This is a genomic window from Enterococcus sp. HMSC078F03, assembly GCF_001811595.1.
Taxonomy (GTDB): domain Bacteria; phylum Bacillota; class Bacilli; order Lactobacillales; family Enterococcaceae; genus Enterococcus; species Enterococcus faecalis.
On sequence record NZ_KV805535.1, the window covers coordinates 4,733 to 25,499 of the forward strand.

At 36.8% G+C, this 20,767-nt stretch carries 21 protein-coding genes, 1 tRNA gene and 1 pseudogene; 7 read left to right on the plus strand and 16 right to left on the minus strand.

Going from position 1 to position 20,767, the window contains the following annotated elements:
- Positions 1-130: 130 nt before the first annotated feature.
- Both HMPREF2810_RS15955 and HMPREF2810_RS01820 read right to left on the minus strand, forming a co-directional pair.
- Positions 131-351, minus strand: a pseudogene (locus HMPREF2810_RS15955) (hypothetical protein).
- A 161-nt stretch (positions 352-512) separates the two neighbouring features.
- Positions 513-585, minus strand: a tRNA-Lys gene (locus tag HMPREF2810_RS01820).
- Positions 586-661: 76 nt separating this feature from the next.
- Between HMPREF2810_RS01820 and HMPREF2810_RS01825 the strand changes: the two genes are divergently transcribed.
- Positions 662-892 carry a helix-turn-helix domain-containing protein gene (locus tag HMPREF2810_RS01825; RefSeq protein WP_002383716.1) on the plus strand — a complete coding sequence of 77 codons (231 nt, stop codon included), beginning with the start codon at positions 662-664 and terminating at the stop codon, positions 890-892.
- Positions 893-935: 43 nt separating this feature from the next.
- Positions 936-2,105, plus strand: coding sequence for a tyrosine-type recombinase/integrase (locus tag HMPREF2810_RS01830; RefSeq protein WP_002383715.1), 1,170 nt, complete (start codon positions 936-938; stop codon positions 2,103-2,105).
- Positions 2,106-2,380: 275 nt separating this feature from the next.
- Here HMPREF2810_RS01830 and HMPREF2810_RS01835 read toward each other — a convergent pair whose 3' ends face one another.
- Genes HMPREF2810_RS01835 through HMPREF2810_RS01845 form a run of 3 tightly spaced genes read right to left on the minus strand, consistent with a single transcriptional unit; the run spans position 2,381 to position 5,145 of the window.
- A complete protein-coding gene (locus tag HMPREF2810_RS01835; protein ID WP_002383714.1) occupies positions 2,381-2,518 on the minus strand; it encodes a hypothetical protein in 138 nt (45 codons plus the stop codon).
- A gap of 6 nt (positions 2,519-2,524) precedes the next feature.
- Positions 2,525-4,675, minus strand: a complete 2,151-nt coding sequence (gene feoB, locus HMPREF2810_RS01840; protein WP_002383712.1) for a ferrous iron transport protein B — start codon at positions 4,673-4,675, stop codon at positions 2,525-2,527.
- Entirely contained in the window at positions 4,672-5,145 is a 474-nt protein-coding gene (locus HMPREF2810_RS01845) for a ferrous iron transport protein A (protein ID WP_002355361.1), read from the minus strand. The genes feoB and HMPREF2810_RS01845 overlap by 4 nt, the downstream gene beginning before the upstream one ends.
- Positions 5,146-5,658: 513 nt before the next feature.
- On the opposite strand from HMPREF2810_RS01845, the gene HMPREF2810_RS01850 reads away from it, so the two are divergent.
- From HMPREF2810_RS01850 to nrdF, 4 genes are all read left to right on the plus strand, one after another.
- Complete coding sequence (locus HMPREF2810_RS01850) at positions 5,659-5,883, plus strand: redoxin NrdH (protein ID WP_002355360.1); 225 nt, start codon at positions 5,659-5,661, stop codon at positions 5,881-5,883.
- A 1-nt stretch (position 5,884) separates the two neighbouring features.
- The gene (gene nrdI / locus HMPREF2810_RS01855) at positions 5,885-6,262 is read left to right on the plus strand and encodes a class Ib ribonucleoside-diphosphate reductase assembly flavoprotein NrdI (protein WP_002355359.1); all 378 of its coding nucleotides are present in this window, start codon (positions 5,885-5,887) and stop codon (positions 6,260-6,262) included.
- A complete protein-coding gene (nrdE, locus tag HMPREF2810_RS01860; RefSeq protein ID WP_002355358.1) occupies positions 6,243-8,402 on the plus strand; it encodes a class 1b ribonucleoside-diphosphate reductase subunit alpha in 2,160 nt (719 codons plus the stop codon). Before nrdI ends, nrdE begins: the two co-directional genes overlap by 20 nt.
- 200 nt (positions 8,403-8,602) lie before the next feature.
- Complete coding sequence (gene nrdF, locus HMPREF2810_RS01865) at positions 8,603-9,568, plus strand: class 1b ribonucleoside-diphosphate reductase subunit beta (protein ID WP_002355357.1); 966 nt, start codon at positions 8,603-8,605, stop codon at positions 9,566-9,568.
- Between the two features lie 39 nt (positions 9,569-9,607).
- Here nrdF and HMPREF2810_RS01870 read toward each other — a convergent pair whose 3' ends face one another.
- From HMPREF2810_RS01870 to HMPREF2810_RS01905, 7 genes are all read right to left on the minus strand, one after another.
- On the minus strand, positions 9,608-10,894 hold the full coding sequence (locus tag HMPREF2810_RS01870) for a TPM domain-containing protein (RefSeq protein WP_002383710.1): 1,287 nt from the start codon (positions 10,892-10,894) through the stop codon (positions 9,608-9,610).
- A gap of 45 nt (positions 10,895-10,939) precedes the next feature.
- The gene (locus HMPREF2810_RS01875) at positions 10,940-11,509 is read right to left on the minus strand and encodes a LemA family protein (RefSeq protein WP_002383709.1); all 570 of its coding nucleotides are present in this window, start codon (positions 11,507-11,509) and stop codon (positions 10,940-10,942) included.
- 299 nt (positions 11,510-11,808) lie between these two features.
- Entirely contained in the window at positions 11,809-12,510 is a 702-nt protein-coding gene (locus tag HMPREF2810_RS01885) for an MgtC/SapB family protein (protein ID WP_002355354.1), read from the minus strand.
- Positions 12,511-12,605: 95 nt separating this feature from the next.
- The gene (gene nagB / locus HMPREF2810_RS01890) at positions 12,606-13,307 is read right to left on the minus strand and encodes a glucosamine-6-phosphate deaminase (RefSeq protein ID WP_002383707.1); all 702 of its coding nucleotides are present in this window, start codon (positions 13,305-13,307) and stop codon (positions 12,606-12,608) included.
- 129 nt (positions 13,308-13,436) lie between these two features.
- Positions 13,437-14,645, minus strand: a complete 1,209-nt coding sequence (locus tag HMPREF2810_RS01895) for an LCP family glycopolymer transferase (RefSeq protein WP_002383706.1) — start codon at positions 14,643-14,645, stop codon at positions 13,437-13,439.
- A 149-nt stretch (positions 14,646-14,794) separates the two neighbouring features.
- A complete protein-coding gene (dapF, locus tag HMPREF2810_RS01900; protein WP_002361202.1) occupies positions 14,795-15,775 on the minus strand; it encodes a diaminopimelate epimerase in 981 nt (326 codons plus the stop codon).
- A gap of 147 nt (positions 15,776-15,922) precedes the next feature.
- Positions 15,923-16,531, minus strand: coding sequence for a superoxide dismutase (locus tag HMPREF2810_RS01905; RefSeq protein ID WP_002383705.1), 609 nt, complete (start codon positions 16,529-16,531; stop codon positions 15,923-15,925).
- Between the two features lie 193 nt (positions 16,532-16,724).
- On the opposite strand from HMPREF2810_RS01905, the gene HMPREF2810_RS01910 reads away from it, so the two are divergent.
- A complete protein-coding gene (locus HMPREF2810_RS01910; protein ID WP_002383704.1) occupies positions 16,725-17,534 on the plus strand; it encodes a DUF1189 domain-containing protein in 810 nt (269 codons plus the stop codon).
- A gap of 33 nt (positions 17,535-17,567) precedes the next feature.
- On the opposite strand, the gene HMPREF2810_RS01915 is transcribed toward HMPREF2810_RS01910, so the two are convergent.
- Genes HMPREF2810_RS01915 through HMPREF2810_RS01930 form a run of 4 tightly spaced genes read right to left on the minus strand, consistent with a single transcriptional unit; the run spans position 17,568 to position 20,755 of the window.
- The gene (locus HMPREF2810_RS01915; protein ID WP_002363016.1) at positions 17,568-17,987 is read right to left on the minus strand and encodes a PTS sugar transporter subunit IIA; all 420 of its coding nucleotides are present in this window, start codon (positions 17,985-17,987) and stop codon (positions 17,568-17,570) included.
- Between the two features lie 9 nt (positions 17,988-17,996).
- Positions 17,997-18,986, minus strand: a complete 990-nt coding sequence (locus HMPREF2810_RS01920) for a serine hydrolase domain-containing protein (RefSeq protein WP_002383703.1) — start codon at positions 18,984-18,986, stop codon at positions 17,997-17,999.
- Between the two features lie 12 nt (positions 18,987-18,998).
- Entirely contained in the window at positions 18,999-19,889 is an 891-nt protein-coding gene (gene murQ / locus HMPREF2810_RS01925; RefSeq protein ID WP_002361198.1) for an N-acetylmuramic acid 6-phosphate etherase, read from the minus strand.
- A 14-nt stretch (positions 19,890-19,903) separates the two neighbouring features.
- A complete protein-coding gene (locus tag HMPREF2810_RS01930; RefSeq protein ID WP_002355339.1) occupies positions 19,904-20,755 on the minus strand; it encodes a MurR/RpiR family transcriptional regulator in 852 nt (283 codons plus the stop codon).
- Positions 20,756-20,767: the final 12 nt, after the last annotated feature.

Below are 20,767 nucleotides of genomic sequence, written 5' to 3' on the forward strand. Positions count from 1 at the left end.
AAAATAATTTTTATAGTCAATAAAAAGTGATGATTTGAATTTGGAATAATGATACTTCCGTAAGGCTCTCCGTAAACTTGGAGAGAGGTGAAATTCCTATGTGCTTTTGACAAAAGCAGCTGATTAAGAATTACTTCCATATGTTGATTTCAACACTTTTTCTATTATTTTTAAAACCAAATTCAGTGAGACAAATAGCATCATGTAAATTTAGTTTTTCTATTAAACGTTCTCCACTTTTTAGTTTTTTATAGTACTCAAATTTAATCCTGTATGTTTAGAGATTTCATTTGCAGTATAGTTTTGTAAAGTTTCTCGGATTATTGTTATATTAGCAATTTCATTACTCATAATTATGTTCCTTTCTTATCAAAAATATCAATGACTACAGTGGGCTTTTAGTAAAAAAGCGGGGTACTACAGTCTTTTTTTAAAACAAAAAAATACAGTATATACGTTTTCTAAATGCTAAGCACCAACGTTTACACTGTATTTAAGGGTTTGGCACCCAATGGGCTGTGAGGGGCTCGAACCCGCGACCCGATGATTAAGAGTCATCTGCTCTACCAACTGAGCTAACAGCCCAAATTAATACTTTGTTATTCTAACACCTAAAATAAAAAAGTGCAATACTTATTATCAGAATGTAGGAGTGAATTTTATGGATTTTCAAGATTATGAAAAAATATTTGAAAGTTATCCCTCGATATTGAAAATTACTGATTTAACTAAAATGTTAAATATTGGAAAAAATAAAGCTTATAATTTGCTGAAAGATAAATCAATAGAAAATATAAAAATTGGAGCAAGGTACAAAATACCTAAAAAAGTTGTCATTGAGTATATATTAAAAATACAAGATGAAGGTAAAAATCATGCTATAATAGAATAGTCAAAATTTTTGCCGATATTTCAGTTTAAGAGGAGAGATTGAATTGAAATTAAGAGCAAACATAATTGAGAAAAGAGGAACATTACAAGTAATTGTATCTTATAAAGACTCTAACGGAAAAATTAGACAAAAGTGGAAAGATACAAAATTAAAAAAGAAAGGAAATAAAAAACGAGCAGAAAAAATTAGAGATGAATTTTTACTAGAATTGGAAAGTCAATTAGCTATGGAATGTGAATGTGCTAATCCAGATTTATTGTTTTATGACTATTTGCTTAATTATTTAGAAGTATCAAAAAAACAAGTAGCATTTAACACATATGTTGGGTATAAGCATTATGTCCATAATCGAATTTACAAGTTTTTCTATCCTAAAAAAATTAAACTAAATAGGTTAAAGCCTTATCATTTACAAGATTTTTACCAATATATGTTAAATGATGACTGTACAGCTAATACGGTCATTCATTATCACGCATTTATACGCAAAGCTCTTCAAGAGGCTGTTATTACAGAATTGATAAGTACAAATGTAGCAGATAAAGTAAGAAAGCCAAAAAAGAAACAATTTGTTTCTCAAGTTTATAATCAACACGAGATCTTGAAATTACTTGATATTTTGTCAGAAGAAAAGCTCTATTTAGTAGTTCTTTTAACAGCATTTTATGGATTGCGAAGAAGTGAAGTTTTAGGATTAAAATGGTCTGCTATTGATTTTTTTAACAAAAAAATCGTGATAAACCATGTAATCATAGAAAATCCAGAGAATATGTCCCAGTTAATAAAGAAAGATCAAACAAAGAACTCTTCCAGCTATCGTACGTTGCCTTTGGTTGAAACGATTGAACGAGCATTAGTAAATCAAGCTAAATGGCAACAAGATAATCGTATTCTCTTAGGAGATGATTATATTTTAGAAGATAATGAGTACGTATTTACTATGGAAGATGGACGGTTGATGAAACCTCAATATGTAACACATCGTTTGAGTAAGTTGATTAAGAAAAATGGATTGAAAAAAATTCGCTTTCATGACTTGCGTCATTCTAATGCTTCAATAATGTTAGATAGTGGACAGAATATGAAATCCATTCAAGAATGGCTTGGACATGCATCATATTCGACAACTGCTAATTTATATACGCATTTAACCGCAGGAGTAAAAGATCGTGCAGCAGAAGCGTTAGAAAACGCATTTGGATTTAAAGAATAAAAAAACAAGAAACAATATCTTTGTGGTATCGTTTCTTGTTTTTAGACTTTTTTTCGTTGGCAATTTGTTGGCAATATATTGCCAATGAAAAATTCACAAACTAAAAACCTATTTATAAAGCTTTATAAATCTTTTTTCACAAGCAGAGCATTTGGTTAAGAGTCAGATGCTCTAACCAACTGAGCTATGCCCCCGTTGTATAAAATGGCTTTTCAGCTACCTCAATATTGTAGCACTCCGCTATTATTTATACAAGAGGGAATTTTTTTCAGTTGTTATTCTTGTGAAGATTGTTCTTTTTTTACAGGACAAGCTGTTTGACAATCTTCACAACTTCGCCCTTTTTTGATTCGTCGATAGGTGATGATTCCTGCTGTTCCAAAAATTAAAATGGATAAAATAATTGTTGCCATCCGTTATTACCCTCTTTCTAAAGAAGTGATTGCTTGGACACTTTCTTTGCCTGGCTTTGGTTTTCTTATAAGGAAGTAAAATCCAGCTAAAACAACGCCCATCGCTAAAAAAGTCCCCAGAGTTAGTGTACCTTTTTCGACTAACACATGGCCCAATTGATAAATCACAAAACTAACCATATAAGCCAAACCGCATTGATAACCAATGGCTCCTAATGTCCATTTAAGGTCTCCCATTTCACGACGAATTGCGCCAATTGCAGCAAAACAAGGTGCACATAATAAGTTAAAAGTTAAGAACGAATAGGCCGCGACTGGCGTAAAAGTGTGTTGCAGTGCGCCCCAGACTTCTACCCCGTTTTCAGAAACATCTTTCACATTGCCAAATAAAATGCCTAAGGTACCAATAATATTTTCTTTCGCTATCAATCCTGTAATTGTGGCAACTGCCCCTTGCCAATTCCCCCAGCCTAATGGGATAAATAGCACCGCCAACCCTTTACCTAGAAATGCTAGAATACTTTGACTTTCTGGAACGGGTTGAAACGTCACAGAATAATGTGACATGAACCAAATGAGAATACTGGAAACAAAAATAATCGTTCCTGCTTTTTTTACAAATGAGCGACATCGTTCATAGGCATGTCGAACCACACTTCTAAGCTGTGGCAAATGATAGGCGGGAAGTTCCATAATAAATGGTGCTGGATCTCCCGAAAAATGCTTGGTCTTTTTTAAAGCAATCCCTGATAACACAATGGAAGCAACCCCTAAGAAATAAGCAGAGGGCGAAACCCAACTTTGGTTAGGAAAAAATGCACCTGCAATCAGAGCGATAATTGGCAACTTCGCCGAACACGGCATAAAAGTCGTGACCATAATAGTCATTCGCCGATCACGTTCATTTTCAATCGTTCGACTAGCCATCACGCCTGGGACCCCACAACCTGTCGCAATTAACATTGGAATAAACGACTTACCAGATAGGCCGAATTTCCGAAACAAGCGATCCATGACAAAGGCAATCCGTGCCATATAGCCACAATCTTCTAAAAAACCTAAACATAAAAACAGGACGGCCAGTTGCGGTAAAAAGCCTAACACAGCCCCAACACCTGCAATGATCCCATCTAAAATTAAACTTTGCATCCATGGCGCTACTTGCCATTGCGCCAACCAATTTCCTACAAATTGAGGAACCCATTCCCCAAAAAAGACATCGTTTAACCAGTCTGTCCCCATTGTACCAACCGTTTGAATAGACAAGTAATAGACCAACCACATCACAAACGCAAAGATTGGCAACGCAAACCACCGATTGGTTACCACTCGATCAATCTTATCACTGTGAGTAAATGTCATTTCTGTTTTTTTCGTCGCACACAAAGCAATTAATCGAGCAATAAAGGCATAGCGTTCATTGATGATAATGGCTTCACTTTCATCTTGAAAGATTTTTTCAGTAATTTGAATGACTTCTTCAATTTCTTTTTCTTGAAAAGAACTCAATAATAATTGCTCTTTGGTTCGAACATCTCGTTCAAAAAGTTTTAAACTATACCAACGCTGTTGCGTTTCAGGAACAGTATTCCCTAAAATATCAACAATTTCAGCAAGTGCTGCTTCTAAGCGATTATCATAAGAAGGATAAATAACCTCTGTCTCTATGGCATTCGCTCGCTGCTTACTTTGTTTTAAAGCATGATCCAATCCACGATTCTTCAAAGCACTAATCTCAACGACAGGCACGCCTAAGCCATAACTTAACTTTTCACTATTCAATGTTTGGCCGTTTTTTTCCAACAAATCCATCATGTTTAACGCACAAACAACCGGTAATCCGGTTTCAATTAATTGTGTTGTTAAATAAAGATTCCGTTCCAAATTGGTCACATCGAGAATATTCAAAATCACTGAAGGTTGGTCCTCCAAAAGATAATCTCGTGCCACAATTTCTTCAGGCGTATAAGGAGAAAGAGAGTAAATCCCTGGCAAATCTTGAATAATGAGTGTCTTATCTTTCTTTGCCACCCCCTCTTTGCGTTCCACAGTCACCCCTGGCCAGTTTCCAACATATTGGTTGGCTCCTGTTAACATATTGAACGTTGTCGTTTTACCGCTATTAGGGTTACCAGCTAGTGCAATTTGCTGAGTCATTCGCTTTCCTCCTTCTCAACCAAGATTAGTTCCGCTTCACTTTTTCGTAACGTTAGTTCGTAACCACGTACATTGATTTCAATTGGATCGGCTAAAGGAGCTACTTTACGAATAAAAATTACTGTTCCTTTTGTTAAGCCCATGTCCATCAACCGACGTTTCACCGCTCCTTGTCCGTGGATCCCTACTATTGTAGCGCGTTCTCCAACTTTCAAGGTATCTAAGGAGACCCAAACTTTCTCATTCGCCGAGCGCTCCTCCACATGAATCGCTTGTAAAATCGTATCTGTCAGCGCAATTCGACTATTATGTAATAAAACAATACCATTTTGATTCTGATAATTGACAAGGACAACTGCTTGGCCTGCAACGACACCTAAATTGTTCAGATGTTTCTTTGTCTGAACATCTGCTTGGACGCTTTCGACTGTATAGACTTTCCCAACTTCTGCCTGCGCTAACGTAATCATTTACTTCCCTCCATGTGAAAAAGTTTCAAACGAAAATGAGAATCGTTCTCAATTAAAAGAATACGCTTGCTTACACGGAAAGTCAATGAATTTCTGGATGTATCTCCTGTTTTCTTCTATTTTCCTTCTATATAGAGACACTTTTTTCAGGTTACCATTTTTGAAAAAAAGTCAGCTCTTGTTTTTTATGTTACTAGCTACTGTAAAATTCCACTCATTCAATAACAAATCCGCTTATTTTTTCTTCTTGTGCCTAACTCAAATGTCAACACAATATTTAGTGTTTTTTCACTAAATGTTCTCTTTCAAAATTTTAATTTTTTTGTTTGTCAAACACTGACCAATGTGTTTTTTCTCCCAAAAACGAGGATTCACGTGTTTTCATTTTTCTTTCAAAAACACAAAAACTAGTATTATGAGAAAAACGCACCACAATATATAGTGTTAAAGTGTTGACTTTTTTCTACATAGATTTATACTAGTCTATGTAGAAAAAAAGAGGAGGAACTTTCAATGAACGTAAAAATCTTTTCAAAAAATAACTGTATCCAATGTAAAATGGCGAAACGTTTCCTAAGTGAAAATAACATCGCTTTTGAAGAAATCAATATCGACGCACAACCAGATGCTATCGACTGGTTAAAAGAACAAGGGTTCCAAAGCGTACCGGTAATCACATCTGAAGCAACAACCGTTGTTGGCTTCCGTCCAGACCAATTAAAACAATTGGCTAGCTAAGATGAAACTTGTTTATTTTTCAGTCACCGGTCAAACAAGGCGCTTTATTAAAAAATTGGATTTGCCTGCTTATGAACTTGAGCCAGCGAATCCTTTTTTTGAAATAAATGAGCCTTTTATTCTTGTCATTCCTACCTATGATGCAGAAATTACAGAGGTAGTGAATGACTTTCTTGATTATAAAAGTAATCAAGAACTGTTAGTTGGTGTAGCTGGTGGGGGCAACCGTAATTTTGCTGAATTATTTGTCTATACCGCCAAAGATATTGCCCGCGATTATCACGTTCCGCTTCTATACTCCTTTGAGTTTAGCGGAACAGACGAAGACGTGGAGACCTTTAAGAAAGTAGTGGAAGAAATTGAGTCTAAAAGAAATTAAAGATGTCAGCTATTTCAAACTGAATAACGAGATTAACCGTCCTGTTGATGGTCAAATCCCTTTAAATAAAGATAAAGAAGCACTCGCGGCCTTCTTTAAAGAAAATGTAGAACCGAATACACGTAAATTCAGCTCTGCTGAAGAAAAAATCAACTTTTTAATGAAAGAAGATTTTATTGAAACTGAATTCATCGAAAAATATTCAATGGACTTTATTGAAAAATTATATGCTTTCTTAGATGAACAACATTTCCAATTCAAGTCTTTCATGGCGGCTTATAAATTTTATTCTCAATACGCTTTAAAGAACAACGCCGGAACAGAGTATTTAGAAACATATGAAGATCGGGTTGCCTTTAATGCCTTGTATTTTGCGGATGGCGATGAAGAGTTGGCTTTAACATTGGCGGATGAAATGATCCATCAACGGTATCAACCAGCCACACCTTCTTTCTTAAACGCTGGGCGTAAACGTCGAGGTGAATTGGTTTCTTGTTTCTTAGTTCAAGTAACAGATGATATGAATAGCATTGGGCGTTCAATTAATTCTGCCCTTCAATTATCACGAATCGGCGGTGGCGTAGGGATTACTCTTTCAAACTTACGTGAAGCGGGCGCACCAATCAAAGGTTATGATGGCGCAGCAAGTGGTGTTGTCCCTGTTATGAAATTATTTGAAGATAGCTTTAGCTACTCTAACCAACTAGGTCAACGTCAAGGTGCTGGTGTGGTTTATCTAAACGTCTTCCATCCAGATATTGAAATGTTCTTATCTGCTAAAAAAGAAAACGCTGATGAAAAAATCCGTGTAAAAACGTTGTCTCTTGGTGTTATTGTTCCAGATAAATTTTACGAATTAACACGTAACAACGAAGATATGTATTTATTTAGTCCTTATAGTGTGGAACGTGAATATGGTGTGCCTTATTCCTATGTAGATATCACCAAAGAATATGATAACCTAGTGGCCAATCCAAACATACGTAAACGTAAAATTAAAGCCCGTGACTTAGAAAATGAAATTTCTAAATTACAACAAGAATCTGGCTATCCTTATATCATCAATATTGATACAGCTAACAAAAACAATCCGATTGATGGCAAGATTATCATGAGTAACTTATGTTCTGAAATTCTTCAAGTTCAAACGCCTTCTGTTATTAATGGGAAACAAGAATATGAAGTTTTAGGAACAGATATTAGTTGTAACTTAGGTTCAACTAATATTGTTAATTTAATGGAAAGTCCTGACTTTGGAAAATCTGTCCGCGCTATGACGCGTGCGTTAACTTTTGTAACAGATGCTTCTGAAATTGATGTCGTGCCAACTATCCAAAATGGAAATCGTTTAAGCCATACAATCGGACTAGGCGCAATGGGCTTACACACCTTCTTCGCTAAAAATCATATGGAATACGGCTCTGAAGAATCATTAGACTTTACAGACATTTATTTCATGTTATTAAATTACTGGACTTTAATGGAAAGTAACCAAATTGCGAAAGAACGTAACCAAGTCTTCCACAATTTTGAAAAATCAGATTATGCTTCTGGTGCTTACTTCGATAAATATATTGAAGGCAACTTTACACCAAAATTTGATAAAGTGAAAGAAATTTTTAAAGACATTCAGATTCCAACGGCTGAAGATTGGGCTGCGTTACGCGATGCTGTGAAAAAAGATGGTCTTTATCATCAAAATCGTTTAGCCGTAGCGCCAAATGGTTCAATTTCATATATTAATGATACTAGTGCCAGCATTCATCCAATTACTCGCATGATTGAAGAACGTCAAGAGAAGAAAATTGGTAAGATTTACTATCCAGCGCCTTATTTAGCTAACGATACAATCCCTTACTATACTTCTGCTTACGACATGGATATGCGTAAAGTGATTGATGTCTACGCAACAGCGCAACAACACGTTGATCAAGGAATGAGTTTAACCTTGTTTATGCGTTCAGAAATTCCTGAAGGCTTGTATGAATGGAAAGAAACACCAAAACAAACAACCCGTGACTTGAACATTTTACGTCATTATGCGTTCAACAAAGGGATTAAATCAATTTACTATATTCGTACATTTACAGATGATGCTGAAGAAATTGGCAGCAATCAATGTGAGTCTTGCGTGATTTAATGAAAAGCACTTAAATAAGGCGTTCTGCTTGAGCGTCTTATTTTTTAGGAATGTTCTCTTTTTAAACAGGACATTTTCAGATATACTGGACAAAGAAGAACGGCTGCACGCTCCTATTTGGACTCTGTAGAACGTTTTAAGCGAAGAAACGAGACAACTAGTCAAACAGACTGCTGTCCCAGCATACAGGAGGAATAACCATGGCAACGTATTATGAAGCAATTAACTGGAACGCCATTGAAGACGTCATTGATAAATCCACTTGGGAAAAATTAACCGAACAATTTTGGTTAGATACACGGATTCCGTTATCCAATGACTTAGATGATTGGCGGACTCTTTCCGATTTAGAAAAAACTACTGTCGGCTACGTTTTTGGCGGTTTAACTTTATTAGATACCGTTCAATCAGAAAGCGGCATGGATCAACTGAGAAATGATGTGCGGACGCCCCATGAAGAAGCCGTCTTAAATAACATCCAATTCATGGAATCTGTCCATGCCAAAAGTTATTCTTCTATCTTCAGTACATTAAATACAAAAAAAGAGATTGATGATATTTTTGAGTGGACAAATACCAACAAACATCTGCAATATAAAGCAGAACGGATTAACGAAATTTATAAAAACGGCACTCCGTTAGAGAAAAAAATTGCTAGTGTATTTTTAGAAACGTTTTTATTCTATTCTGGGTTCTACACTCCCCTTTACTATTTAGGAAACAATAAACTAGCGAACGTCGCTGAAATTATTAAATTGATTATCCGTGATGAATCAGTGCACGGCACGTATATTGGCTATAAATTCCAATTAGGATTTAATGAATTACCAGAAGATGAGCAAGATAAACTAAAAGACTGGATGTATAATTTACTTTACGAATTGTACGAAAACGAAGAACGTTATACAGAAGAATTATATGATGACTTAGGTTGGACCGAAGAAGTAAAAACCTTTTTACGTTACAACGCCAACAAAGCTTTAATGAACTTAGGTATGGATCCCTTATTTGCGGATACAGCCAATGATGTGAACCCGATTGTAATGAATGGTATTTCGACAGGAACTAGCAACCATGACTTCTTCTCTCAAGTAGGAAATGGCTATTTACTAGGAACAGTTGAAGCCATGAAAGATGATGACTATCTTTACGGTTTAGATAAATAGCAAAAAGCTAGAAACGATTAACGTTTCTAGCTTTTTATTTTACCAACTTCCTGAGGCACCGCCACCGCCGAATGAGCCGCCACCGAATGAACCACCACTGCCGCTACCAGAACTACTATGATTAGACGGATTGTATTGTGAGTTTAAATAAGCATACGTCAAAACACTACCATCATAACTATATAAAGTATCTCCTACTAATAAACGCCCAAAAGATTGTTTTTTTGCATTTGGATATATACTTAGTAAAGAACCACGCTTAGTGGCACGTCTTATTTTCCCTTTTGTGGCAAATAACGTTGCTCCATTAAGATATAAACAATAAAAAGAAGTCTTTTTCATCTTATTTAATACTTTCTTTGTCTGTTCTGAGTTATTTAGGACAGCCTTTGTTGGTAAACAATTCAAATAATCTTGATACATTTTTTTAACAAGTTTTCTTGTTCTTAAAATTTGTAAAATATAAACAGCACAAATGAGCATCCCAGCAATACTTGCCATTAAAAGAACATTTCTTTTCGTTGTGTTAGTGTTTAACTCTGTTTGTATATTTGTTAATTCATTATCCACTTGTGCGGTTTTTGAATTGATTGCAGCCGATACTTGATCAATAATTTTATTGAGACCTGTATTATAATCCTCGTCTCTAAAAGCCTCTTTTACTTCTTCATTATTAATAATATCATCCGCATAGCTATCCGTTAAAATACTCTCTAAGCCATATCCAACTTCCAAGCGAGACTCGCGATCCTCAATTGCCATTAGAAAAACCACACCATTATTTTTTTCACGATCCCCTACACCTAATTGATTAGCAATCTTATTGCTGTAAGATTCAACAGATTCCCCACTAGGTAACGCAGGAACGGTAATAAGCATAAATTGTGCGCCATTCGCATTTTTCAACAATTGTTGATTCAATTGAAACATTTTCTGTTTAAGTTGATTTGAGACAATACCTGCATTATCTGAAACATAGATATTAGCATCATTAATGTTCAACTGCCCATTCGTTCCAGTAATTGTCACTAATTCATTTTCACCAGTTATTTCTTGTTTAGAAAAGTTATTTATTGTTGTCTGGGTTGACGCTTCAGTCATTTTCCCTGCTAAAATATCGTCTCTCTTTTTTTGTAAGACTTGTTGCTTCTCTCTCAGTGCAGTTTGTTTTGCTTCATAGGAGATTCCCTTTCCTTCATGCCAAGCAGCCATTCCTAATATTAAAATCATACTTAAACTAATTACCACAACAATCGTTGTATTCCGCTGATGCTTTTTATAAAACAAACGAACTTTTTCTTGAATTTTTTCGACTTTTTTATCCAACCTTCCTCACTTCTTTCTTTTTAACCCAAATTTTCTATAAATTTTTTATTTAAATTTTACTTGTGGCACTTCTTTTCCCTGCTCTGTCGCAACATAGTTAGTTTTCTTCTCAAATCCTAAAAGTTTTGCAATTATTTTATCAGGGAATTTTGAAATCTGTTGGTTATATGTTTCAACAGCTTGTATATAGTTACGGCGTTCAACAGAAATTCGATTTTCAGATCCTTCTAATTGAGTCATTAAGGTTTTGACATTTTCAGAAGAAGCTAACTTTGGGTAATTTTCATTCAATACTGTAACAAAATTACCTAATCCTTTTTCAATTTGCTCATTTGCTTGCCCTTTTTCAGAAGAAGATTTTGCTCCTGCGTATGCTTTACGTGCTTCCGTTATTTCTTTTAAAACTTCTTTTTCTTGAGTCATACTGCCTTGAACACTACTGACAAGATTCGGAATTAAATCAGCACGTCTTTGCATTACATTCTCTACTTGTGACCATTCTGCTTCGACTTTATTATCTAAAGTAATCAATTGATTATAAGCTTTCATCACAAATGCACCAATAATCACAACGACAACAACAATAATACTAAGAAATTTATTTTTTTTATTCATCTTACTTATCACCTTTCTTTCTAACTCGTAATACAATCATAACTCTTTTGTAATCTTTTTGAAATATTAAACTTAAAAAATCAGTCCTAGGTCCTAGAAGAAAAGAGCGTGGGACAAAAATCACTTTGGATTTTTGTTCCACGCTCAAAACTGATAAACGGCGGGAACAGAACCAACTCCTTCGGAAATAAGCCGAAATTCTCCAAAAATTATAGAGCAATTTTCGGAAATTTCTTCTTATTTCTCGGAGCTAAACGGTTCTGTCCCGACCTCTTGTCATTAATTATAAATAGATGTTTCTACACATTAATCAATCGTAATTTTGTTACATTATTTGAAACAGATAGATCTTCGATAACATCGGCATACGTTAGGCCTTTAGGCAAATCAATAGTATAGATATTCGTATAGATTTTTGTATCATCCACCCAAGAAACATTGAAGTTCACATCATAAATTTCAATATGTTTTTCTTCAAAATACTGATTAATAAATTCTTTGGTTTCTTGTTTATGTTGATAGCGAATTTCTAATTTTTTGATTGTTGGTACGTGAATAATTCGTTTGACAATGGTTAAGGCAAATAATACACCGATAAAACTTGTTAAGGCAATCGTATAGTAGCCCATGCCCACCGCAATCCCTAAACCAGCAACGGTCCATAGTGACGCGGCTGTCGTCAATCCTGTGACACTTTGTTTCGTTACAATGATGGTTCCAGCACCTAAAAAGCCGATTCCACTTACAACTTGTGCGATCAACCTTGCTTGATCTGAACGAATGACCCCCGTCAAAGCCGGATTAGCTAACGCATCTTTCAATGCATTGATTGCAATTTGCGACTGAATTAACGCAATAATAGCCGCGCCCATACAAACTAAAATGTGAGTCCGCATCCCTGCTGGGCGATTCTTATATTGTCTTTCAAAACCAATTGCGCCACCCATCACCATCGCTAGGACTAACCGTAAAATAATTTCTGGAATTGTTAGCTGTAACATCCTTTTCACCTCTTCTTCTATTACTTCCAGTATAACAAAAAAAGGACTTGAAACATAAGAAAATCCTTATATTTCAAGTCCTTTTTCATCAACGATTATAATTTACTTGCAGCTGCATCATCAATGATTACAACAACATCTTGATGGTTTTGTAATGCACTTGCTGGCATGTCTGTTGTTACTGGTCCGTCAATCATTCCTTTAATGGCCTCTGCTTTTGCTTCGCCATAAGCCATTAAAATCATTTTTTTACCTTTCATGATTGAGCCAATCCCCATAGAAACAGCACGTGTTGGGACATCTTCTACTTTGTCAAAATAACGTTTATTTGCGTTGATTGTTGATTCAGTCAACTCAACGACATGTGTTAAGCTATCTAGAGGTGTGCCTGGTTCGTTGAAACCAATGTGTCCATTTTGACCAATACCTAAGATTTGGATATCTACTGGATGTGTATCGATAATTTTTTCATATTCTGCGGAAGCAGCATCTAAATCTTCTGCTTTACCATTTGGTACAAATGTTTCTTTAAATGGTTTTTTGTCAAATAAGTGTTTGTTCATGAAATAACGGTAACTTTGCTCATCTTCGCCACCTAAACCAACATATTCATCTAAGTTTACAGAAGTCATTTCTGTAAAGTCGACATCACTTGCTGTCATTTCTTTATATAATGTTTCTGGTGTACTACCTGTTGCTAAGCCTAAAACTTTCGCACCATTGTTCATACCTTCTTTAATTAATTCAAACGCTTTTTTGCCGCCTTCTTCTGCATTTGCTACACGGATAATTTGCATTTTGACACGCTCCTTACGGTTTATTTTGGTATAGTCCAATTATAACACCTTCTGAAAAAAATTTCTAGAATAAAAGAAAAAAACTTCTATTTCCATCAGAAATAGAAGTTTTCGAGCTTGTTTAACAGATTAATATTGTGGTGCGTTGGGATCCACATACGTATTTGGATCAGCATAAGCGTTTGGATCTGTGTACGTATTTGGGTCAACGTACGTATTCGGATCATAGGCTCCTTCTGCTGCTTGTTGCGTATTGCCGTTGTATTCTGTTTGACCGGCTGTGGTGTCCGCTGTGCTACTCGAACTAGTAGAGCTATTGGCACTTGAATCACCAGATTCACCAATCAGTGCAGTATCTGTAACAGCATAGCTAAACTGATTATAAAAGGCTAAATCTTTTTCACGTTCAGAAGCATGTTCTTTTAAACCAAGTTGTTTTCTAAGTGTTGTTTGTGTTTTGTATAAACTATTTGGATCTAGGACTTGATAATAAATATCATCAATAGTTGCACTGTATCCTTGTAATTGTTCAGAGTCAATTGTTTTAAAGGCAGACAAATATTTTGATTGGATGTCCATCATATCATCCCAAGTTAAGTCTGTTTTTACGTTGGCTTCAACAGCATCAAGAATTTTTCGATATTTTGAAACACCATCAAAACTCATGACTTTGCGCACGATTTTCTCAACAACTTCTCGTTGGCGGCGTTGACGACCCACATCTCCTTCAGGATCTTCGTGACGCATCCGCGCATAAGCCAAACCTGTCGTGCCATCTAACTTGATTTTACCTGCTGGAACAGTAATACCGTCCAACGTAAATTCACCAATCGTATTATCTACTTCAATACCGCCTACCGCATCAATCAGGTCTTTTAACCCTTTCATATTGATGGATACATAGTGATGGATGGGAATATCCAGTAATTCTTGGACTGTATTAATCGCCATTTCGGCGCCACCAAATGCATAGGCATGGTTCAATTTGTCTTGTGTGTCATTTCCAACAATATCTGTTAGAATATCTCTATCCAAACTGATCATTGTGGACTTGTTTTCTTTCGGGTTGATGGTTACAACCATTGTAGTATCTGAACGACCTTGTTCTGTTCGGCCTAAATCGCCTGTGTCAATCCCCATTAAAAGAACAGAGAATGGTTCTTGCGCATCAATATTGGCCGTGGCTCCTTTATTGGACTTACGGTTAACTGATTGATAGATCCCATTAATTGTTGAATTGGCATCTGAATACATCTTAATCCCGTAAGCACATACCCCAGCTACTACCACTAGCAAGACGCTCAAGAAGCCCAGTACTACTTTTTTCCATAGTTTCATAAGACACTTCCTCGTTTATCTAAGAATAATTCTTAATTCATGCCCTTTATTTTCTCATAGTTTGCTTATTCAAGCAATATTTTTTATTTTTTGGAACAAGAACTTAACACAATTGTAAAATAAAAGAGCGCTTTATCAAGGAACAATTGTTATTTTTGAGAAAGTGTTTGCAGAAATTCTTGATAATGTTTTTGTTCATTCGTTTCAGTGATAGTTATTTTCTCAAATGCACCATTTAGTAAATCAGTCAGTGATCCTTCAATCAAATGCGTAATCGTGGCATTCCCAATTAATTCCATCCAATAACTGCCATCTGACGTTTCGTGGACGACTGTTTTCACCATACCTCCAGCATTTTTGACGGTTATTTCTTCATAAAAAACACCATCTTTCAATAACGTATAAAGTAAACTGCTTGCGCACATAGCTGTCCCACAAGCACTTGTAAAACCTACACCACGTTCATACGTTCGAACAAATAGTTGATTTTTGCCAAGAATTTCAACAAAACTCACATTTATCCCTTCTGGAAAATATGGATTTTCATTATTTACATAGGTAGCGATTCGTTCAAATTCTGGCCCATTTAAGGTTTCGTGATCCACAAATGCTACAAGGTGCGGATTAGGCACTGCTACCGCTGTAAAACGAATGGTGTTAGATAAGGCTGGTACGATTTCATCAATTAATGTTTGGACCCCTAAATGCATTGGGATAGTGACTGCTTCAAAACTTACTGGCGAAATTTCCACTTGGTAAGTCGCTACTTCTTCAGCTAAATTGGGGGCTTGACGTACTTTCAAATCTGCAAACATTGTTTCAACTGTAAATGATTTTTCTTGGTTTTTTTCAGCTAAATAACGGGCAACCGTACGCAAGCCGTTCCCGCACATGCTTGCTTCACTACCATCGCTGTTAATCACTCGCATTCTAGCATTGGACGTGCCGTGAGTCCCTTCTCCTACCAAAAGTAACCCATCTGCTCCCGCCAATAATCCTGTTTCCCGCGAACATAACTGGATGCGCAATTGCTCAATTTCCTCAGCGGTTAAAGAACGCTCAAACTGTGTCTCATCCAATAAAAAGAAATCATTTTCTGACCCGTGTACTTTTTGCATCATAACATTCATTTTTTTAGCTCCTTCTTTATGTATCCGTTATCTTTCCCTACTTACTTTAGTATGCCATAAACGAACAACTATTTCGACCCTGGATTTGTAAAAGGAAAGAGTCAAATGACAGCCGTCATTTGACTCTTTCCTTCACAATTGGCAAATTTATTTTGCTGCTACAAAAAGTTCGTTTACTTTATCCCAGTTAACAACGTTCCAGAATGCTTCAATGTAATCTGGACGAACGTTTTTATATTTTAAGTAATACGCATGTTCCCAAACGTCAAGACCTAAAACAGGTGTTTGGCCATCCATTAATGGTGAATCTTGGTTTGGTGTTGAAGTGATTTCTAATTTACCGTTATTCACAACTAACCAAGCCCAACCTGAACCAAAGCGGCCAGTTGCAGCTGTTTTGAAAGCAGCTTTCATTTCATCAAAGCTACCAAATGTTTCATCGATTGCTTCTTTAATAGCGCCAGTTGGTTGACCACCAGCATTTGGTGCCATAATTTCCCAGAAGAATGTATGGTTTGCGTGGCCGCCACCATTGTTACGAACGGCTGTGCGGATATCTTCAGGAATAGTATTCATATCTGAAATTAAGTCTTCTACAGATTTTTCGCCTAATTCTGGATGTTTTTCAATCGCTGCGTTTAAGTTAGTCACATAAGTGTTGTGGTGTTTATCATGGTGTAAGTGCATTGTTTCCACGTCAATGTAAGGTTCTAATGCATCATAAGCATATGGTAATTCTGGTAATGTGTAAGTCATTTTTTAAATCCCCCTATTTTTTAGTATGTAACATACGTCTTTCATACAACTATTATGATAACAGAGTGAACCGCTTTCTACAAAATAGTTTGCTTGCCAAAAGAAAAGTTTTACAAAAGAGGGAGATTACCTTGTGTTTCCCTCATAAATTCGCTAGAATGACCTGTAGAAGAACGATGTGAGGAGTAAATAAATGAATACATTGCAATTATTTAAGCAGGCCTTTTTTTCAGTTTCAGAATTACGGCATGCGAAAAAAATGGCGTTTTGGAAAGTAATTCTCTATGCTGTTTTTTTAAGTGCTATTTTAGCACTACCTATTACCAAACAAGTCTTTTCTGTGCTACAAGAGGTGCAACAAGATGGCCAAAAAATTGCAGAAAAGTTGCCTGACTTTTCTATTGAAAATGGCACGTTGCAAACAAGGGCCAAAGAATCTGGCTTTATTTATCAAACCGACTCGATTATTTTTACGTTTGATCCAGATGGAAAGCGTACAGCCGCTGATGTCCAAAAAGATTTAATTGGTAATGCGTTTGGTTTAGCTTTTTTACAAGATGAATTTGTAGTCGCCTTACCAAATTCAGGCGCAACTGAATCAATTCTAGGCACCGACCAATTTATCTTCCCCTATAGTAAAGGAACCTTAGATGGCGTTAACGCTCAGAGTATCAAGACTGCGCTAAGTGAAGCAGCGATCCCCTGGTGGACAAAACTCATTGTCTTTTTAGTGGCTATCTACCCTGTTCTAATCGGTTTAGTTTTAGACTTACTGATTGCCGCTATCGGTGCATCTCTCTATTCAAAATTACGTTTTTATTCTTTACGTTTGATTGATTGTTTAAAAATTATTACGTATTGTGCTACCGTGCCAGTTATCTTAAGTGCTATTTTAAACTTCGTAAATCCGATGTTTAACGATGGCATCCTAGTTATTTTACTAAGTCTGTTCTTTTTCTTTGTCACAACCAAAAACGAACCACGGAATATCCCTGGTTCTTAAAAAAGGTGTTGTCTTTGAGACAACACCTTTTTGCTATTCTTCAAATTCTTCTTCATCTGTTAATTCAGGTAAGTCAATCGTGGTCACCGCAGATTGGCCAATTTGCGTTAAATATGCAGCTAATTCATCCACATTTTCCACAGGTGACACGGCTGCTTCAATTGCCATTGCTAAATTAAGTCCGGCGACCACTCGCAATTGCGGATAAGTGCCCATGGCCATCATAGCCACATTACAAGGTGTTCCTCCTTTTAAATCAGCTAATACAAGCGTCGGGACATTGCCAGCTTCTTTTAAGATTGCTGCCAGTTTTGCTTGCGTGCCGCTCAAGCCATCTTCTGCGGTCATTGACACAATCGCAGCATCTGCTAATTCCCCGACAATCATTTGAGTAGAAGCTAAGGTTTCTTCTGCCATCCGTCCATGGCTCATTAAAATTAATTTTGGTTTCATCATTTCCTCCTAAAAATACTGCTGATAAATTTTTGTTCGTGCTTTTAAAAAGCCACGTTCTTCACGAGTGGGATGAACCCGATTCGTTAACAAAATTAGGGCTTCTTTGGTTTCTTTTTTCATACCAATCGCCGTTCCAGTAAAGCCAGTATGATACAAATAGTCTACCCCAGCTTGCGTCTTTTTCACTTCCCAACCAAATGTACGTCCCCCTTGGTTCATAGACCAGAGAGCATCGAACATTTTTTCAGAAAATAATGGTTTGCCAGACGGGTAGCGATTGTTCATAAAACACTGAACAAAAGTGAGTAAATCTGGTAAAGTTGCAAATAAACCTGCACTGCCGATTGGCGCTTTCAGTTGATAGGCTTTCGAATCGTGGACCACTCCCTGAATAACGCCGCGTTGTTTTGTAATCTCTGTGGGCACTGCCTGGGCAAAATCGCTGACCGTAAAACTTGTATGCTGTAGGTTCATTGGTTGAAATACGTATGTTTGAAAACTCTCTTCTAATGAGCAGCGATCCAATACTTGAATAATTTCTCCCAATAAGTAATACCCTAAATCAGAATAAATGGTTTTCCCTCGTTCAGATAACGAATGCGTCAAAATGATTTCTTGCAAGCTTTTTTTTGTGACATTTTTCTTATCAGCAACATCAGCTGGCAGTCCGCTCTGATGCAGTAGAAGCTCCCCTATCGAACAAGATAGTCCTTGATAAGTAGGTAGGATTTCTCCCACAGTGGTTGAAAAAGCAAGCTGATTTGTATCGATTAATTGTAACATTCGATTTGTTGTCCCAATAACTTTCGTTAAGGACGCTAAATCATACAGGCTAGCTGATGAAACCTTTTGTCTTGCAAATGGACCAGTATTACCTAAAAAGCCCGTATACTGTTCTGATAAGCTATCTTCTGTGATCGTCCCCCAAGCGACACCCGGAACGACTTGCTGATTAATCAGTCTCTGAATTGTTTCTTGAATTGCGATTTGATTCATTGTTCACCACTTCTATGCTAAAACTTCTGAAATCCGTCCGTCATGTTCTGCTAATAGTTGTTTGGCTTTTTGAAAATCAACGTGGGCTTTCGCCATTACAATAGCTGGTGCCACTTCTAGCTGCGCTGCCTCCAAATATTCTTTGGCTTGCGATTCCTCGATTTCTGCTGCTTCTTTAATGATATTCGTGGCACGTTGCATTAATTTTTCGTTCGTTGGTTGTACGTTGACCATCAAATTTTGATAGATATTCCCTACTTTAACCATAATCCCTGTTGAAAACATATTTAACACCATTTTCTGTGCTGAACCCGCTTTCATTCTAGTTGACCCTGTAATGACTTCCGGTCCGACAATTGGCGCAATCCCAATTTCCGCCAATTGATTCATCGGACTTTGATTATTACAGGTCACGGAGATGGTTAGAGCGCCCACTTTTTTTCCGTATTCAATTGCAGAAACGGCATATGGTGTCCGACCACTAGCAGCAATCGCAATTACAACATCTCGGGCGGTCAATTGATGTTGCGTTAAATCTTCGATGGCTAATTCTTTCGAGTCTTCAGCGCCTTCAATTGCTTGATACATTGCTTTTTCACCACCAGCTAAAATACCAAATGCGCGTTCTGGCGACACACTATATGTGGGCGTTAATTCAATCGCATCCAAAGCACCTAAACGTCCAGACGTTCCTGCACCACAATAGATTAAACGGCCCCCTTTTTTAAATCGTTCTGCCGCTGCATCAATTGCTGCAGCAATCTGCGGAAGCACCTTTTCAATTGCTTGTGCTACCTTTTGGTCTTCTTGATTTATTAAAGTCACCATCTCTAATGTTGACACTTGGTCAATCTTTTTAGTCGCTTCATTTCTGGCTTCTGTCGTTAATCCTTCTAAATTCATTTGCTTGCACACCCCTACTTCTCTTTTAGACGGCTGACAAGTTGACTCGTTTCAATCATATTACGTTCAATTTCTGTGTCTAAATCATCTTGAATTGAACCTAAATACAGAACATCGCCAATTGCCATTGACGAAGCAATCGATGAAATAGCCCCAACTCGAATGAGGTGCTCATTATTGGGGACTAAAAGAACTTCATCGCTCAATGATCGCACGTTTTCTCCATCGTTACTGGTAATAAAAATAACCGTTGCGCCTCTATTTTTGGCAATTTCACAGGCAATTAAGGCTTCTTTTGTCAAACCACTATAGGAGACCGTGATCAAAATGTCTTGTGCCGTTGCATAATTTAAAAACTCCAACATCATGTGACTATCATAATTAAAAATTGCTTGGCGACCAGCGCGGTTAAACTTGTGATAAAGATTATAAGTCGTTAAAGAAGAGGCACCAATTCCAACCAAATGAATTTTTTCCGCTTTTTTAACATGCGCGATTGCTCGTTCCAAGGCTTGTTTATCCACTGTATAAAACAAATCCTCAATCGTAGCATTTAATAAAGATTCCACTTTCATACAAATAGTATCCACCGAATCATCTGCCGCTACAATTGGATCAATATCTTTTTTACCGTTACTGGCAGCTTGTACCGCTGCAATGGATAGTTTTAACTCTTCCCAGCTGTCAAATCCTAATTGTTTAGAAAAACGGGTAACTGACGCTGGAGAAGTTTCGCTATTGCTAGCAATTTCGTTTGCTGTTAATGAGAGAAGACGGGTCGGATCCTTCAGTATATAGTCTGCGATTCTCTTATTTACTTTGGAAAAGTCCTTATATTTTTGTCTGATTGAACGGATTGGCTCCATCTTCTCATCTCC

What these genes read in the sequence shown, in the direction of transcription:
- HMPREF2810_RS01825 (WP_002383716.1), top strand. Translation starts at nt 662, where the DNA reads ATGGATTTTCAAGATTATGAAAAAATATTTGAAAGTTATCCCTCGATA.
- HMPREF2810_RS01835 (WP_002383714.1), bottom strand. Translation starts at nt 2,518, where the DNA reads ATGGCAACAATTATTTTATCCATTTTAATTTTTGGAACAGCAGGAATC.
- feoB (WP_002383712.1), bottom strand. Translation starts at nt 4,675, where the DNA reads ATGACTCAGCAAATTGCACTAGCTGGTAACCCTAATAGCGGTAAAACG.
- HMPREF2810_RS01845 (WP_002355361.1), bottom strand. Translation starts at nt 5,145, where the DNA reads ATGATTACGTTAGCGCAGGCAGAAGTTGGGAAAGTCTATACAGTCGAA.
- HMPREF2810_RS01850 (WP_002355360.1), top strand. Translation starts at nt 5,659, where the DNA reads ATGAACGTAAAAATCTTTTCAAAAAATAACTGTATCCAATGTAAAATG.
- nrdI (WP_002355359.1), top strand. Translation starts at nt 5,885, where the DNA reads ATGAAACTTGTTTATTTTTCAGTCACCGGTCAAACAAGGCGCTTTATT.
- nrdF (WP_002355357.1), top strand. Translation starts at nt 8,603, where the DNA reads ATGGCAACGTATTATGAAGCAATTAACTGGAACGCCATTGAAGACGTC.
- HMPREF2810_RS01875 (WP_002383709.1), bottom strand. Translation starts at nt 11,509, where the DNA reads ATGAATAAAAAAAATAAATTTCTTAGTATTATTGTTGTTGTCGTTGTG.
- HMPREF2810_RS01885 (WP_002355354.1), bottom strand. Translation starts at nt 12,510, where the DNA reads ATGTTACAGCTAACAATTCCAGAAATTATTTTACGGTTAGTCCTAGCG.
- nagB (WP_002383707.1), bottom strand. Translation starts at nt 13,307, where the DNA reads ATGCAAATTATCCGTGTAGCAAATGCAGAAGAAGGCGGCAAAAAAGCG.
- HMPREF2810_RS01895 (WP_002383706.1), bottom strand. Translation starts at nt 14,645, where the DNA reads ATGAAACTATGGAAAAAAGTAGTACTGGGCTTCTTGAGCGTCTTGCTA.
- dapF (WP_002361202.1), bottom strand. Translation starts at nt 15,775, where the DNA reads ATGAATGTTATGATGCAAAAAGTACACGGGTCAGAAAATGATTTCTTT.
- HMPREF2810_RS01905 (WP_002383705.1), bottom strand. Translation starts at nt 16,531, where the DNA reads ATGACTTACACATTACCAGAATTACCATATGCTTATGATGCATTAGAA.
- HMPREF2810_RS01910 (WP_002383704.1), top strand. Translation starts at nt 16,725, where the DNA reads ATGAATACATTGCAATTATTTAAGCAGGCCTTTTTTTCAGTTTCAGAA.
- HMPREF2810_RS01915 (WP_002363016.1), bottom strand. Translation starts at nt 17,987, where the DNA reads ATGAAACCAAAATTAATTTTAATGAGCCATGGACGGATGGCAGAAGAA.
- HMPREF2810_RS01920 (WP_002383703.1), bottom strand. Translation starts at nt 18,986, where the DNA reads ATGAATCAAATCGCAATTCAAGAAACAATTCAGAGACTGATTAATCAG.
- murQ (WP_002361198.1), bottom strand. Translation starts at nt 19,889, where the DNA reads ATGAATTTAGAAGGATTAACGACAGAAGCCAGAAATGAAGCGACTAAA.
- HMPREF2810_RS01930 (WP_002355339.1), bottom strand. Translation starts at nt 20,755, where the DNA reads ATGGAGCCAATCCGTTCAATCAGACAAAAATATAAGGACTTTTCCAAA.